The 17,177-nt window shown below is 62.4% G+C and carries 19 protein-coding genes and 1 pseudogene; 13 read left to right on the top strand and 7 right to left on the bottom strand.

Annotation, left to right across the window (positions count from 1 at the left end; all coding sequences use genetic code 11):
- Positions 1-54: 54 nt before the first annotated feature.
- The 7 genes from menD to ACFQT0_RS13485 all read left to right on the top strand — a co-directional run bounded on the left by menD (position 55) and on the right by ACFQT0_RS13485 (position 5,711).
- A complete protein-coding gene (menD, locus tag ACFQT0_RS13515) occupies positions 55-1,476 on the top strand; it encodes a 2-succinyl-5-enolpyruvyl-6-hydroxy-3-cyclohexene-1-carboxylic-acid synthase (protein ID WP_380203471.1) in 1,422 nt (473 codons plus the stop codon).
- Between the two features lie 421 nt (positions 1,477-1,897).
- Positions 1,898-2,722, top strand: coding sequence for a 1,4-dihydroxy-2-naphthoyl-CoA synthase (gene menB / locus ACFQT0_RS13510; RefSeq protein WP_380203469.1), 825 nt, complete (start codon positions 1,898-1,900; stop codon positions 2,720-2,722).
- A 443-nt stretch (positions 2,723-3,165) separates the two neighbouring features.
- A complete protein-coding gene (locus ACFQT0_RS13505) occupies positions 3,166-3,810 on the top strand; it encodes a spermidine synthase (protein ID WP_380203467.1) in 645 nt (214 codons plus the stop codon).
- Positions 3,811-3,963: 153 nt separating this feature from the next.
- Positions 3,964-4,413, top strand: coding sequence for a hypothetical protein (locus tag ACFQT0_RS13500; RefSeq protein ID WP_380203465.1), 450 nt, complete (start codon positions 3,964-3,966; stop codon positions 4,411-4,413).
- A 114-nt stretch (positions 4,414-4,527) separates the two neighbouring features.
- The gene (locus ACFQT0_RS13495) at positions 4,528-4,692 is read left to right on the top strand and encodes a hypothetical protein (protein WP_380203463.1); all 165 of its coding nucleotides are present in this window, start codon (positions 4,528-4,530) and stop codon (positions 4,690-4,692) included.
- Complete coding sequence (locus ACFQT0_RS13490) at positions 4,625-4,945, top strand: hypothetical protein (RefSeq protein WP_380203461.1); 321 nt, start codon at positions 4,625-4,627, stop codon at positions 4,943-4,945. The genes ACFQT0_RS13495 and ACFQT0_RS13490 overlap by 68 nt, the downstream gene beginning before the upstream one ends.
- On the top strand, positions 4,914-5,711 hold the full coding sequence (locus tag ACFQT0_RS13485; RefSeq protein WP_380203459.1) for an AMP-binding enzyme: 798 nt from the start codon (positions 4,914-4,916) through the stop codon (positions 5,709-5,711). The genes ACFQT0_RS13490 and ACFQT0_RS13485 overlap by 32 nt, the downstream gene beginning before the upstream one ends.
- On the opposite strand, the gene ACFQT0_RS13480 is transcribed toward ACFQT0_RS13485, so the two are convergent.
- Positions 5,665-6,312 carry a hypothetical protein gene (locus ACFQT0_RS13480; protein ID WP_380203457.1) on the bottom strand — a complete coding sequence of 216 codons (648 nt, stop codon included), beginning with the start codon at positions 6,310-6,312 and terminating at the stop codon, positions 5,665-5,667. The two genes, ACFQT0_RS13485 and ACFQT0_RS13480, sit on opposite strands and share 47 nt — an antisense overlap.
- A gap of 314 nt (positions 6,313-6,626) precedes the next feature.
- Between ACFQT0_RS13480 and ACFQT0_RS13475 the strand changes: the two genes are divergently transcribed.
- Entirely contained in the window at positions 6,627-7,076 is a 450-nt protein-coding gene (locus ACFQT0_RS13475; protein WP_380203455.1) for an ABA4-like family protein, read from the top strand.
- Between the two features lie 39 nt (positions 7,077-7,115).
- On the top strand, positions 7,116-8,090 hold the full coding sequence (locus ACFQT0_RS13470; protein ID WP_380203453.1) for a hypothetical protein: 975 nt from the start codon (positions 7,116-7,118) through the stop codon (positions 8,088-8,090).
- A gap of 522 nt (positions 8,091-8,612) precedes the next feature.
- On the opposite strand, the gene ACFQT0_RS13465 is transcribed toward ACFQT0_RS13470, so the two are convergent.
- The 5 genes and pseudogenes from ACFQT0_RS13465 to ACFQT0_RS13445 form a co-directional block, all read right to left on the bottom strand.
- Entirely contained in the window at positions 8,613-9,407 is a 795-nt protein-coding gene (locus ACFQT0_RS13465; RefSeq protein WP_380203451.1) for a LytR/AlgR family response regulator transcription factor, read from the bottom strand.
- Positions 9,408-9,545: 138 nt separating this feature from the next.
- Positions 9,546-9,965: a hypothetical protein gene (locus ACFQT0_RS13460; protein ID WP_380206168.1), complete on the bottom strand. Its 420-nt coding sequence runs from the start codon at positions 9,963-9,965 to the stop codon at positions 9,546-9,548.
- Positions 9,966-10,032: 67 nt separating this feature from the next.
- Positions 10,033-10,137, bottom strand: a pseudogene (locus ACFQT0_RS13455) (histidine kinase); the annotation flags it as partial.
- Complete coding sequence (locus tag ACFQT0_RS13450; protein WP_380203449.1) at positions 10,104-10,652, bottom strand: hypothetical protein; 549 nt, start codon at positions 10,650-10,652, stop codon at positions 10,104-10,106. The pseudogene ACFQT0_RS13455 and the gene ACFQT0_RS13450, both read right to left, overlap by 34 nt.
- 105 nt (positions 10,653-10,757) lie before the next feature.
- Entirely contained in the window at positions 10,758-11,465 is a 708-nt protein-coding gene (locus tag ACFQT0_RS13445) for a hypothetical protein (RefSeq protein WP_380203447.1), read from the bottom strand.
- Positions 11,466-11,693: 228 nt separating this feature from the next.
- On the opposite strand from ACFQT0_RS13445, the gene ACFQT0_RS13440 reads away from it, so the two are divergent.
- Positions 11,694-12,281, top strand: a complete 588-nt coding sequence (locus ACFQT0_RS13440) for a hypothetical protein (protein ID WP_380203445.1) — start codon at positions 11,694-11,696, stop codon at positions 12,279-12,281.
- Positions 12,282-14,078: 1,797 nt separating this feature from the next.
- Here the strand turns inward: ACFQT0_RS13440 and ACFQT0_RS13435 are convergent.
- Positions 14,079-14,738, bottom strand: a complete 660-nt coding sequence (locus tag ACFQT0_RS13435) for a carboxypeptidase-like regulatory domain-containing protein (RefSeq protein ID WP_380203443.1) — start codon at positions 14,736-14,738, stop codon at positions 14,079-14,081.
- Between the two features lie 300 nt (positions 14,739-15,038).
- Here ACFQT0_RS13435 and ACFQT0_RS13430 point away from each other — a divergent pair, with 300 nt between their 5' ends.
- The 3 genes from ACFQT0_RS13430 to ACFQT0_RS13420 all read left to right on the top strand — a co-directional run bounded on the left by ACFQT0_RS13430 (position 15,039) and on the right by ACFQT0_RS13420 (position 16,769).
- Positions 15,039-15,971, top strand: a complete 933-nt coding sequence (locus tag ACFQT0_RS13430; protein ID WP_380203441.1) for a PAS domain-containing protein — start codon at positions 15,039-15,041, stop codon at positions 15,969-15,971.
- Entirely contained in the window at positions 15,953-16,345 is a 393-nt protein-coding gene (locus ACFQT0_RS13425) for a PAS domain-containing protein (RefSeq protein ID WP_380206016.1), read from the top strand. The genes ACFQT0_RS13430 and ACFQT0_RS13425 overlap by 19 nt, the downstream gene beginning before the upstream one ends.
- Before the next feature lie 244 nt (positions 16,346-16,589).
- Complete coding sequence (locus ACFQT0_RS13420; protein ID WP_380203439.1) at positions 16,590-16,769, top strand: hypothetical protein; 180 nt, start codon at positions 16,590-16,592, stop codon at positions 16,767-16,769.
- Positions 16,770-17,177: the final 408 nt, after the last annotated feature.

Genomic DNA, 17,177 nt, shown 5'->3' with positions numbered 1-17,177 from the left:
TTTCGTGCGTAAAGGCTTTGCTCAACAAGCCTGGTGCATTCCCGATTACCATCTATGACCATACAAGCTGTATTCAACGTTGCTGAAATCTGTGCGCAACACGGCATTACCGACGTCGTACTGTCGCCTGGCTCGCGCTCGGCGCCGCTCACCCTGGCCTTTGCCCGCCACCCGGCCCTGACGGTGCGCGTGGTGCCCGACGAGCGCGCGGCGGCCTTTATTGGGCTGGGCATTGCGCAGGCGCAGCGGCGGGCGGTGGCGCTGGTCTGCACGTCCGGCACGGCCGGGCTCAACTATGCACCGGCGGTGGCCGAAGCCTTCTTTCAGCACATTCCGCTGGTAATTTTCACCGCCGACCGGCCGCCGGAATGGATAGACCAGCTCGACGGACAGACCATCCGACAGCGCAACCTCTACGGCGCCCACGCCAAGGGTGAGTTTGAATTCCCGGTGGACACTTCGCACGCCGATGCCAAATGGCATTCAGCCCGCATCGTAAACGAGGCCATCAATCTGGCTCAAGCCGCGCCTGCCGGGCCGGTGCAGGTGAATGTGCCGCTGCGCGAGCCATTTTACCCCAAGGCGGGAGAAGAAATCGGGTATGAAACGGACGTCAAAGTTACCCGCGAGCTGCCCGGCGCCACCGGCCTGACGGATGCGGACATTGCCGACTTCACCGAGCAGCTGCACACGACCGAGCGGGTGCTGATAGTGGCGGGCCAGCAGCCCACCGATGAGAAGCTCACCCACGCGCTGCAGGCTTTCTCGGCTGCTTTTGGCACGCCGGTCGTCGGCGACACTATTGCGAACCTGGACGACGCCGGGGCTTTCGCCATCGGCAGGCAGGACATTTTTCTGGCCGGCCTGAGCAAAGAAGCTAAAGCTGCTTTGCGCCCAGATTTGCTCATCACCTTCGGGCAGTCGCTTATCTCCAAAAGCCTGAAGCTGTTTTTGCGGGACGTGGCCCCAAAGCGGCATTGGCACATTCAGGCAACCGGCGCGGCAGCCGATACTTTTCGCAGCCTCACCTCCATCGTGCGCGTGGAGCCCGCTGCCTTTTTTGCACGCCTGGCTGCGAAGGCCACCGCCAGGCAGGACGACGCGGCTACTCCCTGGTTCGAGGCCGAGAAAGCAGCTGATTACTTTCTGAAGGGCTTTTTTGCTGCTGAAGGCCAGCCATTCAACGAGTTTTCGGCTTTCTACCACACGCTGGCGGCTCTTGCCGAAGGCACGGCTCTGCACCTGGCCAACTCCATGGCCGTGCGCTACGCCAACATTATTGGTATTCCGCAGGGCAAGCACATCGAGGTATTTGCCAACCGCGGCACCAGCGGCATCGACGGCTGCAACTCCACGGCCGTGGGCGCGGCGCTGGCCCAGCCCAACCGGCCAGTGGTGCTGCTCACCGGCGACGTGGCTTTTTCTACGACCGCAACGCGTTCTGGCACAATTATCCTACGCCCAACCTGCGCGTAGTACTGTTCAATAACCACGGCGGTGGCATCTTCCGTATCATCGACGGGCCGCGGCAGCAGCCCGAGCTGGAAGAGTTTTTGAGACGCGCCAGACGCTCACGGCCGAGAACACGGCCCGGGATTTTGGCCTGCGTTACTTCCCGGTTTCATCGTTTTCAGAACTTGAAGCCGCGCTGCCGGTTTTCTTTGCACCCAACGGTGGAGCTGCGATACTGGAATTCATGACCGATAGCCGCACCAACGCCGCCTTTTTTGAAGAATACCGTAATGCAGTGAAAGCCGCATTTGCATAAGTTTTAACTTAAACGTCATGCTGAGCGTAGCCGAAGCATCTCGCGTGTGGTAGCAATCCATACGTGAGAACGAAGCGGGCGAGATGCTTCGGCTACGCTCAGCATGACGTTCTTTTTTCATCTTAATCTATGTCAGAAACCATTCAGTGGAGCCCTATCAAGGAGTTCCGCGAAATCCTGTTCACGCAGCACGGAGGCATCGCCAAAATCAGCATCAACCGGCCGCAGGTGCACAACGCCTTCACGCCGCTCACGGTGCAGGAGATGATTGAGGCCATGAACATCTGCCGCGACCGCACCGACATCGGCGTCATCGTCCTCACCGGCGAGGGCGGCCGGGCCTTCTGCTCGGGCGGCGACCAGAGCGTACGCGGCCACGGCGGCTACGTGGGCGAAGACGCCATGCCCCGCCTCAACGTGCTTGACTTGCAGCGCATCATCCGCACCATTCCCAAGCCGGTGATTGCCATGGTGGCCGGTTGGGCCATCGGCGGCGGCCACGTGCTGCACGTGGTGTGCGACCTGACCATTGCGGCCGAAAATGCCCGCTTCGGCCAGACCGGCCCCAACGTGGGCTCCTTCGATGGCGGCTTCGGTGCTTCTTACCTCGCCCGCGTGGTGGGCCAGAAGAAAGCCCGCGAAATCTGGTTTCTCTGCGACCAGTACGACGCCCAGGAGGCCCTCGACATGGGCCTCGTCAACAAAGTAGTGCCGCTCGATAAGCTGGAAGAAACCACCGTGGCCTGGTGCCACAAAATCCTGCAGAAAAGCCCGCTCTCGCTGCGCATGCTCAAGTCGTCGTTCAACGCCGAGCTCGACGGACAGGCCGGTATTCAGGAGCTGGCCGGCAACGCCACGCTGCTCTACTACCTCTCCGACGAGGCCAAGGAAGGCCGCAACGCCTACATGGAAAAGCGCCAGCCCGACTTCTCGAAGTTTCCTAAGTTTCCGTAAGCAGCGTCTCCCCTCGTTGCACAAACCACAAAAAGCCTTGCCATTTGGCAGGGCTTTTCTGTGCTAACTGGCGCGGTGCCGGCAATTCAAAACGCCGAGCCAAAAGCCTGGCAGCCCTCGCACCAGCCCAGGAAGAAGCGCATTCGTTCCGCTTTGCGCTCCTTTTTGAGTGCTTTGGCCTGTGCTTTTTGCTCCGGGGTGCGAGAATCGGGAACTGGAGAACCGGCGCCACTGGGCTGCGGTACGGGGGCGGGCTGGGGCTGGGTGGTCATGGCAACGCGAGGCTGATGATGCACCCATATTAATCATTTTGCTGCCGAATGTCAAGATATATTTCGCTTGAAGCGACTGACCTTGAGTCGTTACTGCCTGAGCTGTCCTTTCCGGTACCTTTCCGGCTCAATGCGGGCGTGTTCGCAGCCTGGCCGAATTAAAACGGAACCATGAATTTTTTACAGCGAATCGTCAGCTACGTTTATCCGCTGACTCGAAAAATAAAATCGGAGTATAACGGCGAGTTGGAGCTGACGCTGACGAATGGACGAAAAATCCTCGACAGCGCCAACGCTAATTATTCTTACGGCTCGCTGCAGCGCATTTTGAAAGTCGCGCTAACCAAAATTGACCTGGTTGCCACTCAGAATATCCTGCTGCTGGGCCTGGGCGGCGGGTCGGTGGTGGCCACGCTGCGCAATGATTTCCAATTCAACGGGCGAATTACGGCGGTTGAAATTGACCCGGCAGTAATTCGAATTGCAAAAGAAGAATTTGAAATTATCCCTGCCGAAAACCTGCACATTGTGTGCGCTGATGCTTTCAAATTCATCAAAGAAAGCAGCGAAAAACACGATTTAATTATTGTCGATTTATTTATCGATAATCGGGTACCAGACCAGTTTTTATCGCGGGAATTCTGGCACAGCATCCGGCTGAAAACCGGGCCAAATGGCTACCTGATATTCAACACCATTGCCGATACCACGAACGCCGGCGTGGTAAAAAGCGAGTTGAGCCGGTTGGGCTACGCGGTGCAGGAATACGCGCAGGTTGAGGGCACCAACACCATCTTCATCGGCCACTGTCGCTAACTATAAAATGCTCGCAACCGTCTGTCAGGGCCAGTTCTGAGGGGGTGAAGCTACAAGATTTTGGGGTGCAGAAACATGAGCGGGCTTGCTTGCCGTAGCAGTGGCTCGCACGCTATTTTTGTTGAAGGGGCTGCCGGTCCCGCCTCGCCGCCCATGACCGACGCTGACTTCCACCGCGCCATCCGCCGCATTCGCTGGCTGCACTGGTTGCATTACCTGGTGCAGGCCCTGGTGATGGGCAGTGTGGTGCTGGTGGTGGGTCGCCGCGCGGCCGTGGGCAACACCCTGGAGCCGCGCCTGGCCACCTGGCCCGCGCTGCTGCTGCTGGCCACGCTGGTGCCGGCGGTGGGCGTGCTTTTGTACGGGGTGTATCGGCGCATGCAACCCAACCTGCGGCGCCCCGCCGAAGAGAACCTGCGCATCTACCTCTGCCGGATTTTTATCCGCAACAGTCTGCTGGGCCTGGTGGGCCTGCCCATGCTCGCCTCCTACCTCATAACGCACAAACCCTTCGACCTGATTGCGGCCGCCGGGATGCTGCTGGCATTGAGCTGGCGGCTGGCGCCCTCGGCCCAGAAGTACCAGCGCTGGCTACTGAGCTGAGCCCACGCGCAGGGCGACTTCCGGCACGCCAGCGCCCTGCCCGGCTCGTGGCCTTTGGCCATGAATTCTGAGCGGCGGCAGCGGTGCGAGCACCGGCGCAAGTAGTTTTGCGCCATGACCACCACTGCCCTGCCCACTTCCCTCCTGCTCAACGGCCGCGAGTTCAGCTACGCCGCCATTCGCCAGTACCCCGCCCAGGCTCGATGTGCCGGTGAACGGCTACGAAGCCAAGGTGCTGGATTTCATTCGGCAGTGGCTCAACGGCACCCAGGAATTTAACCTGACTACTTCCGGCTCAACCGGCACGCCGCAGCCCATTGTGCTGCGGCGCCGGCAGCTGGAAGCCTCGGCCCAACGCACCGGCGACTACTTCGACCTGGGCCCCGGCGACCGCGCATTAGTGTGCCTCAACTGCGAGTACATCGGCGGCATGATGATGCTGGTGCGCGGGCTCGAGCGCAACCTGCACCTGACCATTGTGGAGCCCCAGGCCAACCCGTTTGAGCCTGGTAGCGCCCGAAGCCGAGTTTGACTTTGCGGCCTTTGTGCCCTTGCAGCTCAAGGCGGTGCTGGCGGCCGGCCTCAGCCCGCGCCTCAACCAGATGAAGGCCATGCTGATAGGCGGCGCTCCGGCCGACACCAGCCTGCAAAAAGAGCTGCAGTCGCTGCGGGTGCCGGTGTACCTGACCTATGGCATGACCGAAACCTGCTCGCACGTGGCCCTGCGCCGGCTCAACGGGCCCGAGGCCAGCGCCAGCTTCCGGGTGCTGAGCGGCATTACGGCCGGGCAGGACGAGCGCGGCTGCCTGACCCTGCGCGGCGATGTGACCGATGACCAGCTCATCGTCACCAACGACCAGGTAAAGCTGCTCGACGCCCACACGTTTGAGTGGCTGGGCCGGGCCGATTTTGTGATAAACTCGGGCGGCGTGAAGGTGGCAGCCGAGAAAGTTGAGCTGGTGCTCGATGTGGCGCTGGCCGAAATCAGCGAGGCGCGCCGCTGCTTTGTGGCCGGCCAGGACGACGAGCGACTGGGCCAGGCCGTAACGGCGTTTATCGAAGGCGCGCCCCTGCCCGACAAGGCCGAGGAGCGCCTGCAGGAACTGCTGGCCGAGCGCCTGAGCCGCTACGAACGGCCCCGGCAGCTGCGCTACGTGCCCCGGTTCCAAACCACGGCCACCGGCAAGCTCGACCGGCCGGCCACCCTGCGCCAGGCTGGCGCCGGCCGATTAGCCAACGCCGGGCCGGCGGCTATTCTTTCGTGCCGGCGTCTTCGCGGCGCAGTCCGTCCTGGGTGAAGAGGCGCTGCCGGCCCCTTATCACCTTCAGCAAATCGCCGAGAAACAGCTTGCCCCGCAGGTAGAAAACCGGGCCGTTGAGCTCGCGCTGGATGGGCGCGGCCACCAGCACCGGTTGCCGCCAGCCCACCCCGGCGCCCAGCCCCGCCCAGCGAAAAACGCGCATCTGGCCCGAGACAGAAGGCTCGACTACGCCCATAAATTGCTTACGTGTGCGGTACACGCTGCCTTCGGGCGCGGCGTAGCGCACGTACGCCGACCCCAGGCCGAGCTGCAGGTTGCCGCTGAGCTCCCAGCGCGGGGTTTCGAGCAATACGTACTCGCCATACCCGGCCAGGTAGCGGAAGCGCAGGTCGCCCATGGCGGTGGGCGACGCGTTTTCGGGCCGCTCCTGGCGCGTGGGCACCCCGCGGCTCAGGAAATAGATGGCGGCGCCGGTCCGAAAGCGGTTCTTGAATTCCACGCCCAGCTTCAGGCCGTTGATGGTAGTGAAGTGGTAGTTCAGAATGGAATAGCGCGAGTCGTACTGCACCACCACGCGGCGGTGCGAAATGCGCGGCACCGCCCGCCGGCCCACCGCCGTATCGGGCGGGGCCGGCAAAGCGAAGGGCCGCGCTGCTGGCGTGCGCCAGCAGCAACAGCCCCCAGTATCGGAATCAGCGGTGCCATTATGGGCAAAGTACGTAGGAACGGCCGGCGGGTGTTGCCGCTCAGCTGTGCACAACCGGCCCGGGGGCCGGAGGTTATGGAGCCCCGGTGGCCGCCACTTCGGCCACACCGAGCGGTGAGCCGCTTCACTCCAGCAGAACGCTGCTTGAACCTACTCATTCGACACTTCGGGGTGATAACAGTAGCAGAACGCGGGGCAAAAATGTACTTTTGAAGCAACGCACTAATTCTGCCTCCCAGCCACTTATGCTCACGCCCGACTTCCTTTTTACGGTAGCCAATCAGCTTGCTTTCGGAAGCTGGCTCCTGCTGCTGGTGGCCCCAAACTGGCGCTGGACCCGCGCGCTCGTGCTGCGGGGCACGGTGCCGTTGCTGCTGGCGGGCGCCTACGTCATTCTCATTGGCTACCAGACGCTGGCACACCCCGCGGCGGGGGCAGGCTTTGGGTCGTTGGGCCAGGTGGCGGCGTTGTTTCGGGAGCCGTGGGCGCTGCTGGCCGGCTGGGTGCACTATCTGTGCTTCGACCTGGCCATTGGGGCCTGGGAAGCCCGCGATGCCAAGCGCCGGGGCGTGCCACACCTGGCCCTGATTCCCTGTTTGGCCGCCACGTTCATGCTCGGGCCGCTGGGCTTGCTGCTGTATTCTGGGGTGCGGCGGTTCTATCGGCCGGTTGCGGCACCGGTGCCGCTCATCTAATATTAAAGCGTTGGCATATTAACTAATTCAGCCTGAGCCATGACCAGCCTCGACTTCCCTTTTTCTGCTGCCACCCGCCCGTCGAACCCGGTTGCCCAATTCCTGGTGCGCTTGCACCGTGCCAACCCGGTTCTGTTCTGGACCGGCGCGCTGAATGTGGCCTTGGCACTATTGGCCCTGACCCTGCTGCCCTTCGACCACCGCACCGTAACCGGCCTGGCCGTCTGGATAAAGCCGCTGAAATTTTCCCTATCAATCATTGCCTTTGTCTGGACATTGGGCTGGCTGCTGAGCTACCTGCCGGCCGCGGCCCAGCGCAGCGTGCGCCGCCTGAGCTGGGGCGTGGCCGTGAGCATGACCGTGGAGCAGGCCGTCATTTTTGGCCAGGCGGCCCGCGGCACTACCTCGCACTTCAACATCGGCTCGGCGCTGGATGGGATACTGTTTGCCGTGATGGGGTGGTTTATTGTCATCAATACCCTCATGACGTGTTGGGCGCTGTGGCTGGTGTGGCGGCACCGGCCCGACGGGCCCGCCAGTGCCGTGTGGGGCATGCGGCTGGGCATGCTGCTCTTCGTGGTGGGCAGCCTGTTGGGCGGCGTCATGATTCACCTCAACCAGCACACGGTGGGCGCGCCCGATGGCGGCCCGGGCCTGCCCGGCCTGGGCTGGAGCACGCGGGCCGGCGACCTGCGGGCCGCCCATTTCCTGGGCATGCACGCCCTGCAAGTGGTGCCGCTGTTGGGCTGGGCCCTGAGCCGCTGGGTGCCGCGCCGGGCCGTGCTGCTCACGTGGGTGGGCACCGCGCTGTACGCGGCCGCCGTGGGCGGCTTGTTTGCGCTGGCCATGGCCGGCCGGCCCTGCTGGCGCTGGGCCACTAGCTTTTCGTGCATTCCGGGCCACCACTTTCCATTACTTCCGAGCCTCAGCTGCCTTGCGCACCCGCATGCCGGCCTTGCCCCAGGCTCAATATGCCGTGCACGCGGGATTCGGCAGCGCAGGCAGTGGCTTTAAGCCAATTGCAAAAAAGTAGCCAAGCCCCTGTAACGTTCCGAAAGTCGCGCGGTATTCACATTCAAACACGCTGCTCACCTTCTTTCTGCAACCGGACTTCGGGTCCGAAAAGTCTCGGCGGAGCAGGCTGGTTCACGACTGGCCTGCTCCGCTGAAAAGGCAACTAGCAACTGCGCCGCGACAGCCGCGTAGTCAAGCTGTCCTTCACTTGCGCTTCGGCAACAACATAGCCACGGCCACGCCCGCCGCAACAGCGGAGCAGAATCAAGACGCCGGGCTTAGTATTCATTATGAACACGAACGCCGCTGCTGAGCCACTGGAACCTCACCCCGGCCCCTCTCCAAAAGAGAGGGGAGCCAGTCGTTACCAAGTAAAAGGCCCGGCTCACTTGAGCCGGGCCTTTTCGTTCTTATTAATTTAATTGAGCTGATTCTTGTGCCGTGGCTCCCCTCTCTTTTGGAGAGGGGCCGGGGTGAGGTTCCGTCGGGCTGAGGTCCCACCGGCTCCGCTGGACCACCCCTTTACCTATCCAGCCAGTTCTTGAACACGTTCACTTTCTCGCGGCTCACCAGGACCTGAGCATCGGGCGCTACGGGCTTGAGCACGGTTTGCAGCCGGGAGTTGGTGTAGTGGATGATGTCCTGAATGGCCGATTGCTGAGCCAGATACGCGCGGTTGAGCCGGAAAAAGCGGCGCGGGTCCAGCAGGCCTTCGAGCTGGTCCATGGTATAGTCTACCACGTACTTGCGGCCTTCGGTGGTTTGCAGGAAGGTGGCTTTTTCGAGGCTGAAGAAGTAGGCAATCTGCTCCAGGGGCACCACTTTCAGGTGCTCGCCCACCCGCACCACAAACTGCGTTTTGTAGCTGGTGCCCGGGGTGGTTTGGTGCATCTGCTGCAGGAGTTGGCCCAGCAGCGCGGGGTCGAAAGCCGGGGCCGGCGCGGCGGTTTGGTGCAGGGCGCGCAGCTTGCGCAGGGCCGCCGCCAGCTCTTCTTCGTCGATGGGTTTGAGCAGGTAATCGACGCTGTTGACCTTGAAGGCCTGCAGCGCATACTGGTCGTAAGCGGTGGTGAAGATGACCGGGCAGCGCACCGGCGTGCGCTCAAACAGCTCAAAGCTGAGGCCGTCGGCAAGGTGAATGTCCAGGAACAGCACATCGGGCGCGGGCTGGGTGCTTTCGAACAGGGCCACGGCCTGGGCTACCGACTCTGCCATGCCGAGCACCTGCACCGGCTCGGGCTGGCGAGCCAGCATGTCGGCCAGGCGGCGGGCGGCCAGGGGTTCGTCTTCGACGATGAGGGCGCGGAGAGTAGTCAATGAGCGAATGAGTGGATGGGTGAATGACTGATTGGGTGAATTAACGAAGGAGTGAAAGAGCAGCTGTTCGGGGTTAAAACGAATGAGGGAGAAAGCACACGGCAGGAAAACCATTCGCTCCTTCACTCATCCGCTCATTCACCCATTCACCGATTCACTCATTGTCAAAAGTGGTAAGGTCACTACAAATTCTCCGTTTTCCTCAGTCACGACCAGCGGCTTGCTGGTGAGAAAGGCGTATCGGGCGGCCAGGTTTTTCAGCCCAAGGCCGGACTTTTCTTCGGGTGGGAGGCGGCGCGGGCGCAGTGTGTTGCGCACGGTAAGGGTTTGGGCGGCCACGTCGAGGTGCACGACAATGCGCAGCGGGTCGGCCTGAAAGGCGGTGTTGTGCTTCACCACGTTTTCGAGGAGCAGCTGTAGGGCCAGCGGCGGCACGAAGAAGGACGCCAACTCGCGGGCGGGCGGCAGGTCCATCTCCACCGCCAGGGCGTCGCCGAGGCGGGTTTTCTGCAGGTACAGGTAGCTTTCGGCAAAGCGCAGCTCCTCGGCCAGCGGCACCAGCCTCCTGGTTTTCGCTGTCGAGCACGTAGCGGTACACTTGCGAAAGCTGCCGGATGAAGCGCACGGCGCGCGGCGGGTCGTTTTCTTCAACCAGCGACGTCAAGGCGTTCAGAGAGTTGAAGAGAAAATGCGGGTCTACCTGCCGGCGCAGGGAGTCGAGCCGGGCCACGGCGGTTTCCTTTCCAGGCGCTCGACGCGCACCGCCGCCTCGCGCCACTGCTGGAAAAACGAGCGGCTGTGGTTGAACAAGGAAATAATGGTGGTCACGCCCAGCGGCACCAGCACTTGCCCGTACATGCGCGGGCTCCAGAGCATGGCCATCGGCTCGCCCATGAGCAGCAGAAACGCCACCTGAATAAGCAAAATCACGACCATCGACCCGCCTATCGATACTACCAGCGTGAGCAGCAACCGCCGCAAAGGCCGCTCAACCCACGACACGCGGCGGTTGAGCCAGTCCACACCATAGCCATTCACAAACCACAGCCCGGCGCTGTATGCAAAGGTGATGGCGAAGGTGATGGCCAGCCTTTTGGCATCGGTAAGCGACTGGGGGTTGAGCACCACCGTGAGCACCACCGAAATGAGCAGCAGCACCTGCAAGGCCTTCCACTTGCTCACCCACGAACCCGAAATGGGCAGGTAGCCACCAGTAAACTGCGGAGTCGATTTGGGCTGGGCCACGGAACAGGACGGGGAAGGGTGCATCAAAGTAAAGAAAAAGCAGCCAGCGGGTCGCAGCGCGGGCTTATTGACCCACTCCCGCAGCCCGCTGGCAGGACGAGCAGGTTATTTGGTTTTGGCGGTAGCTCCGGCGGCCTCGGCGGCCATTTGCTCCAGGGCGTACGCCACGTTCTTGGCGCCCCCGGGGCTCAGGGCTGTGGCAGACTTGAAGGTGGCGAAGCTCTGGCGTGCCCGCTCGTAGTACGGCCGGGCCATGTCGGCCCCGCCGCCGAACATCCTGGGCCGGTAGTAGAAGTCGTTGCCCATCACCAGCAGGGCTCGCGGATTATTGGGGCTGAGGTTCAGGGCTTGCTCCAGCGCCTCGTGCACCCGGCCGGTGAAGACGGGCCCACGCGTCATGGGCGATACCTGGATGCGGCCCTGGTAGATGTAGGCCTGCAGCACAAGCACCTCCGCTTTGTCGGCCCCGGGCAGTTTGTCGGCTTGGTCGAGGGCGGTTTGGGCCTGGTCCAAGAACTTCTCTTTCTGGTCATCATCCTTGGCCGCAAACCCCATTTTGAGGTAGCCGCGGGCCTGGTAGTAGCGGGGCAGCCAGTCGGCGGGCCTGGCACTGGCGGCGCGCTCCAGCTTCGCGATATTGGCGGGCAGGGCGGCGAGGGGCGCGGCATCCTGCTCGGCAATGGTGCTGGCCATCATGGCGGTATAGGAATCGGCGGGGGCTGTGCCCGGCTGGGCAGCGGGCGAGGGTTGGGTCTGGGCCCTGGCGGCCAGCGAAGCGGTGGCCAAAGCCAGGGTGAAGAGGATGGTTTTCATGGTCGTGGAGGGGGTTGGTGAAGTGTTGCCTGATTGATGATTCAAAGGTGGCTGCACCGGCCCCCGGCCGAAAATCTCCGTTACCGAAGCGTCGGTTGGGGCTGATGAACCGACGGAAACCCGCGATGACGCCAAGGCAGGATTCCCAGCTTTTCGGCTACAGCCTTGCAACGATTTCGGGGTCAACTGACCCTTATCAGCATCTCACCTTATTCTGCTGCTCCCTTCATGCGTTTCTTTCCCTTTGCCCTCGGCACCCTGCTACTCGCGGCGCCCCACCTGAGCCTCGCCCAAACCACCGACCCGGCCCCCGCGCCGCGTTTCTTCGTGGGCCTGGGCGCCTACAGCAGCTACTATCAGAAGCTGGGCAACCAACGCTTTCTGAACTCCGGCCTGCAGGTGCCGGTGCAGCTCACGGCGGGATACCAGTGGCGCCCGCGGCTGGCGGTGCAGGTGGGCGTGGCCTATAGCGGAATGTCCAACCGCTACTCCAACTCGGGCTACTATTACACAGGGCCCAATTCGCTCAACTACTACGAAGCAGCCGGCAGGTACACCGGGCGCAGCGCCTCCGTGTCTGCCCTGGCCCGCTACACGCTCACCCGCAACCCAGCCCACCGCATGCAATTCGACGCGTTGGGCGGCCTGACCCTCGAGCGCCGAACGTCCAGCAGTCGCGGCACCCGGTCCGACAGCGTGCAGAGCAGCTTCGTGACCACGCCCTACAACTACAATTTCTCCCAAAACACCGTCCTGCTCACGCTGGGCATGGGCACGCGCTACCGCATCACGCCACGCTTCGAGCCTGACCTATGACTTCACCCTCAACCGCGAGGTGGCGTCGAGCTCCTCGTACCTAAACCCGAACATTACCAGTAGCCACGCACTAGGCCTGCGCTACCGGTTCGGCAGTCGCTAGGAGGCGCAACAAAAGCAAAAGGCCGTTCCACAGAAGCAGAACGGCTTTTTTGCTAAATTTCGCTCTTTCAGAGTAATACTCCGAAAAAGCAAACGGGGAGCACAGGGGTGGCTAGGGCCTTTAGTCCGGCCGCTCGTTCAGGTCCACTTTGGTAGTCTTATTAATCGAGATGAACAAACCCAGGAACAGCATACGGGGTGCGCCGGGCGTCACGGCTACGCTGCGAAACTGGCCGGAGGCGTCGGCCGCGCCGGCGTAGTTGTAGCCGTACACGTTGTTGCGGCCCAGTACGTTGGAAACCGCGGCGTGCACAATGGTGAACTGCCCAAACCAGTTGGTGAGGTAGCTCGTATTCAGGCTCAGGTCCTGGTAGGCGGGTAGGGTGCTTTGGTTGTAACCGGGCTGGTTGGGGTCGTGGTAAGAGCGGCCGCTGCCGTAGCTGTAGGTGAAGCAAAACTTCGTGTGGAGCTTCTGCACCCAGTACTTGCCCACGGCGTTCAGGTTGTGCCGGGCGGCGAAGGTGGGCACGGCCGGCACGGGGTCGGCCCGGAACTGGCGGCGCGTGTCCAGAAAGCCATAGCTGAACCAGTAATCTACTTTTTGAAGGTGGTGCGGTCGCGCCAGAGCAGGTCGAGGCCGCGGGCGTAGCCGGTGCCGCCGTTGTGGTACGTGCGGGGGTCGAAGGGCCGGGCGCCGTCGTAGGTGGTGAGCTGGGTGTAGTTTTTATGGTACACTTCGGCCCGCAGCGTGCGGTCGTGCACCAAGCGCTGGTAAGTGAGCATGTAGTGCTCGGCCCGCTCAAACTTGAGCTGAGCGCTGATGCGGAGCAAGTCGGTGGTGGGAGTTTGATAAAACCAGCCCCAGGCCGCCGAAAGCTGGCTGTTTTCGCCGGTTTTGTAGGCCAGGCCCAAGCGGGGGCGGCGTTCCAGCGGCCCAGCAGCGCTGAGTATTCGGTGCGCAGCCCGGCGCGGCCGGCGACTTTATTGCTCAACATTAGCTCACTTTCGACGAAGCCCGCGCCGCGCTGCTCGTTTACACCTAAGTGCTGCGTGGCGGCTTCGGGCGTGGCCCGGTACTGCTGGCGGTAGCGCTGGGCGTAGCCTTCGGCCCCCAGCTTGAGGTTAAACCACGTGCTGGCCGAGTCGTTGGTGAGCACCACCCGGGCCACGGCCGACTGGTCGAGCTCGTGCACGGCCTGGGCTGCAGGCCGGATGGTGTTGTCGTCGCGGGTCAGGGCCAGGCCGGTATTCAGGCTCCAGCCGCGCACCAGCGGCGTGCGGTAGCTGGCGTTGAGGTAGGCGTTGTCGTTGGCCAGGGCCACGGGCCGGCCGCTGGCCGCAAATTCGGGGTTGGCATCGGGCTGGCGCATGGCCAGGCGCTGCTGGCTGAAGGTGCCGTAGAGCTTGAGCATGCCGGCCTGGCCGGTGCGGTGGGCCAGCTTAAAGGAGCCGCCCAGGTTGCGCGGGGCCTTTTCCCAGCCAAAGCGCTGCGGCACCAGGTTGAAGTAAGGCGCGAGGTTCACGTAATCGGCCGTAACGGCCAGCGACGTTTTCTCCCAGCGCTTGGTGCGCGCCACGCTCGCGCCCAGCGACATTAGCGAGAGGCTGGTTTGGGTTTCCGGGGCGAAGTCCGTCGAATTCAGGGCCACCACCGCGCTCAGCGCCTGCCCAAACTCGGCCGAATAGCCGCCCGTGCTAAACACCGTGCCCTTGAACAGGAACGGCGAAAACCGGCCCCGCGCGGCCACGTTGGGCACCGAGCTGCCGTAGGGCGTTTGCACGGGCAGGCCGTCGAGGTAGGTTTTGGTTTCCGAGGCCGCCCCACCGCGCACGAACAGCTGCCCGCTCTCTCCTACCCGCGTAGTGCCGGGCAGGGCATTGAGCGCCCCGGCAATGTCGCCCAGCGCGCCGGCCGTGGTTACGATATCCAGCGGCTTGAGCGTGGCGGCGCGCTTGTCGTCGCTGGCCTCGAAGGCACCGGATGTCACCACCACGTCGCCGAGCCTGGGCCCGGCTGGCTTTGAGATTGATGTTGGGCAAGGAAACCGCGCCCTGGCCCAGCGTCACGGGCAGCTCCTGGGGCTCGTAGCCAATGAAGCTAACCACTAGCAGCAACGGGCCCGCTGCGTGGTCGGTGCTGAAGCGGAAACGACCCAAGGAGTCGGTGCTGGCGCCGTCGAAGGTGGTTTTCAGAAACACGTTCACGCCGGGTAGGGGCTGGCCGGCGGCGTCGCGCACGGTACCAGCTAGGTGGGTGGTGGCACTGGCGAGTTGGGCTGAAGGGGCCGGCGTTTGGGCGGTGGCGGGGCGGGCGGCGCTCAGCAACAGCAGCGGCAGGAGGAGCAGGGTTTTCATGGGACCAGCAGGTAAGGAATGGCCCAAAGGTGTCCGCGGCCCCCACCGGCCCCCAACTCCGAGTTGCCGAAGCGTCGCAGCAACCGGATGAATTGCGGGCTTCGTTGGATAAGGTTTTTTGACCAAGCCCTGCTTCTCTCCTTACCTGTGAGAATTGAGCTAAGCTTTTACGAGCCCAAGCGCCTGTTTTACCTTTCATTTAAACCAGCCAAAGTACCTTTACAGCCCAGCTTTCCCGGCCAGTTCATCCGGCCCTCCTGTTGAAGGCTCTCCTTTGCCTCCTAGTTGTTCCACCCGACTATGCCGACCCCCGATTCTCCCGTTGACTACCAGCGCCTATTTCGCTCGCTGCCAAACAATTTGCTGCTGATGGAGCCGGATGGCACCATCCTGGACAATACCGACAGCCACGTAGCCGTGTCGATGAAGACGCGCGAGGAAGCCGTGGGGCGGTCGCTATTCGACGCCTACCCTTCGGTCGACCAGAACCAGGGCGACATCATTGCCGCTTCGCACGAGCACGTGCGCCGGCACCTGGAGCCCCATTCCATGCCGATTATCCGCTACGACCTGGCCCGCCCCGCCGAGCTGGGCGGCGGCCTGGAGGAGATGTACTGGCAAGCCACGCACTATCCCATCTTCGATGAGCAGGGCCAGCTCCAGTACATTCTGCAGCGCACCCAAAACGTAACCGAGCAGTATCTCGCCACGCTGGAAGCTGATAAGGCCCAACAGGCGCTGGCCGACGCGCAGGACCGCACCCGCTTCGTGCTCGAAAACCTGCCCGTGTCCATCTGGACGGCCCAGCCCAACGGCGAACGCGACTACTTCAACACCCGCTGGCTGGCCTTCACCGGCCGAACCCTTGAGGAACAACTGGGTGGCCAGTGGATGACTAGTCTTCACCCGGAAGACCGGGACCGCGTGCTCAACACGTGGCAGGAATCCATCGCTACCGGCAACCTCTACCAGGTAGAATACCGCCTACGCCGGCACGACGGCCAGTACCGCTGGATACTGGTGCGGGCCACCCCCGCCGCAACGCCGAGGGCGAAATCACCATGTGGGTGGGCGGCGCCATCGAGATTCACGAGCAGCGCCAGATGGTGCAGGAGCTGCTCGAAGCCAACGAGCAGCAGAGCGCCCTGTCGGAGCAGGCCTACGACCTGTACCACAAGGCCGAAAACCAGCGCGAGACCTTCTTCAACCTGTTTATGCAGGCCCCGGCCATGATTTGCATCCTGCGGGGCCCGGAGCACACGTTCGAGTTTGTAAACCCGGTGTACCAGCAGATTTTCCCGCACCGGGAGCTGGTGGGCCACCCGGTAGCCGAAATCCTACCTGAAATCAAAGACCAGGGCATAGTTGAGCTGCTGGACAAGGTGTACCAGACCGGCGAGACATTTAATGGCAACGAGCTCAAGCTGCAGCTGGAGCGCGACGCCAGCAAGCAGCTGCGCGACTCCTACTTCAATTTCATCTACCAGCAGTTCCGCGAGAAAGACCAGCCCGCCGGCATCATGGTCTTTGCCTTTGAAGTAACCGACCTGGTGCTGGCCCGCCAGGCCCTCGAGCAGCTGCGCGACACCCCCAACGCAGCCCAATAAGAAGCGGGCGCCCCACCCCCTCCTCTTCCGTTCTACGCTTTTTCTGCTTACCCCTCCCCCGCATGGCCCTCTCTTCTTTCGACTTTCAACAAGCCCGCGTGAAGCAGGTCTTGTTCAAGTCGCGGCTGCGCTCGGTGCTCTACGGAGTGCGTGCAGCAGAGCCAGAACTGTTCTCCCTTCACGACAACCCCTGGGCCAGTGGCTCCAAACCACCGTCAAACCCACGCACAGCGGTTATCCCGAAGTGCGCGAGATTGAGCGTGTGCTGCAGCAGATGCTGCATGCCGGCCGCGACCTGGCCACCCGCTATGCCCACGGGCACATCGAAGAGTCGCGCGCCGGTCTGGACCAGATAAATGGCTACGCCGAACAAATCGAGGCCCTGCTCACCCAACTGGAAAAGGCCGTTACCAGCCGGGCTTAATCGGCGCACCCACTAAAAAGGGCGGATGGCTTAGCGGCTGTCCGCCCTTTTTAGTGGGTGCCGGGCCCGCGCTGCATGAACATTAAAGCTCGACCATTCGGTAGTGGCCACTACTCGGGATGCATTCCAGCCTGCCAAGGCCGATTTTGCTGCCAAATACCCGGAAATGAAGCACGCTTGGTCTTAGCGGTTTTTAATAGGGCTTTAACGTGCTTCTAATAAACTTATAATTCGGCTTTAATTCTGGGCCTGAAGGGGGATTCTACCTTTGTTATAGAAAGTTCACCGTCCCATTTCGGGGCCGGCTTGCTCACAAAACCCCGCTAGAAAGCTCCCTTTTCTACCAGCCTGGCACTTCCCCGCCGGCCACCTTCCAATTCGGTTCCCTGATGCTTCGCTGCTTTTGGC

Source organism: Hymenobacter humi (assembly GCF_042665855.1).
In the GTDB taxonomy this organism is placed as follows: Bacteria; Bacteroidota; Bacteroidia; order Cytophagales; family Hymenobacteraceae; genus Hymenobacter; species Hymenobacter humi.
This window is presented reverse-complemented; position numbering and strand designations above follow the sequence as displayed.

Excerpts from the sequence above, each read along its gene's own strand:
- menD (WP_380203471.1), top strand. The coding sequence starts at position 55 with ATGACCATACAAGCTGTATTCAACGTTGCTGAAATCTGTGCGCAACAC.
- menB (WP_380203469.1), top strand. The coding sequence starts at position 1,898 with ATGTCAGAAACCATTCAGTGGAGCCCTATCAAGGAGTTCCGCGAAATC.
- ACFQT0_RS13505 (WP_380203467.1), top strand. The coding sequence starts at position 3,166 with ATGAATTTTTTACAGCGAATCGTCAGCTACGTTTATCCGCTGACTCGA.
- ACFQT0_RS13500 (WP_380203465.1), top strand. The coding sequence starts at position 3,964 with ATGACCGACGCTGACTTCCACCGCGCCATCCGCCGCATTCGCTGGCTG.
- ACFQT0_RS13495 (WP_380203463.1), top strand. The coding sequence starts at position 4,528 with ATGACCACCACTGCCCTGCCCACTTCCCTCCTGCTCAACGGCCGCGAG.
- ACFQT0_RS13475 (WP_380203455.1), top strand. The coding sequence starts at position 6,627 with ATGCTCACGCCCGACTTCCTTTTTACGGTAGCCAATCAGCTTGCTTTC.
- ACFQT0_RS13470 (WP_380203453.1), top strand. The coding sequence starts at position 7,116 with ATGACCAGCCTCGACTTCCCTTTTTCTGCTGCCACCCGCCCGTCGAAC.
- ACFQT0_RS13445 (WP_380203447.1), bottom strand. The coding sequence starts at position 11,465 with ATGAAAACCATCCTCTTCACCCTGGCTTTGGCCACCGCTTCGCTGGCC.
- ACFQT0_RS13440 (WP_380203445.1), top strand. The coding sequence starts at position 11,694 with ATGCGTTTCTTTCCCTTTGCCCTCGGCACCCTGCTACTCGCGGCGCCC.
- ACFQT0_RS13435 (WP_380203443.1), bottom strand. The coding sequence starts at position 14,738 with ATGAAAACCCTGCTCCTCCTGCCGCTGCTGTTGCTGAGCGCCGCCCGC.
- ACFQT0_RS13430 (WP_380203441.1), top strand. The coding sequence starts at position 15,039 with ATGCCGACCCCCGATTCTCCCGTTGACTACCAGCGCCTATTTCGCTCG.
- ACFQT0_RS13425 (WP_380206016.1), top strand. The coding sequence starts at position 15,953 with ATGCAGGCCCCGGCCATGATTTGCATCCTGCGGGGCCCGGAGCACACG.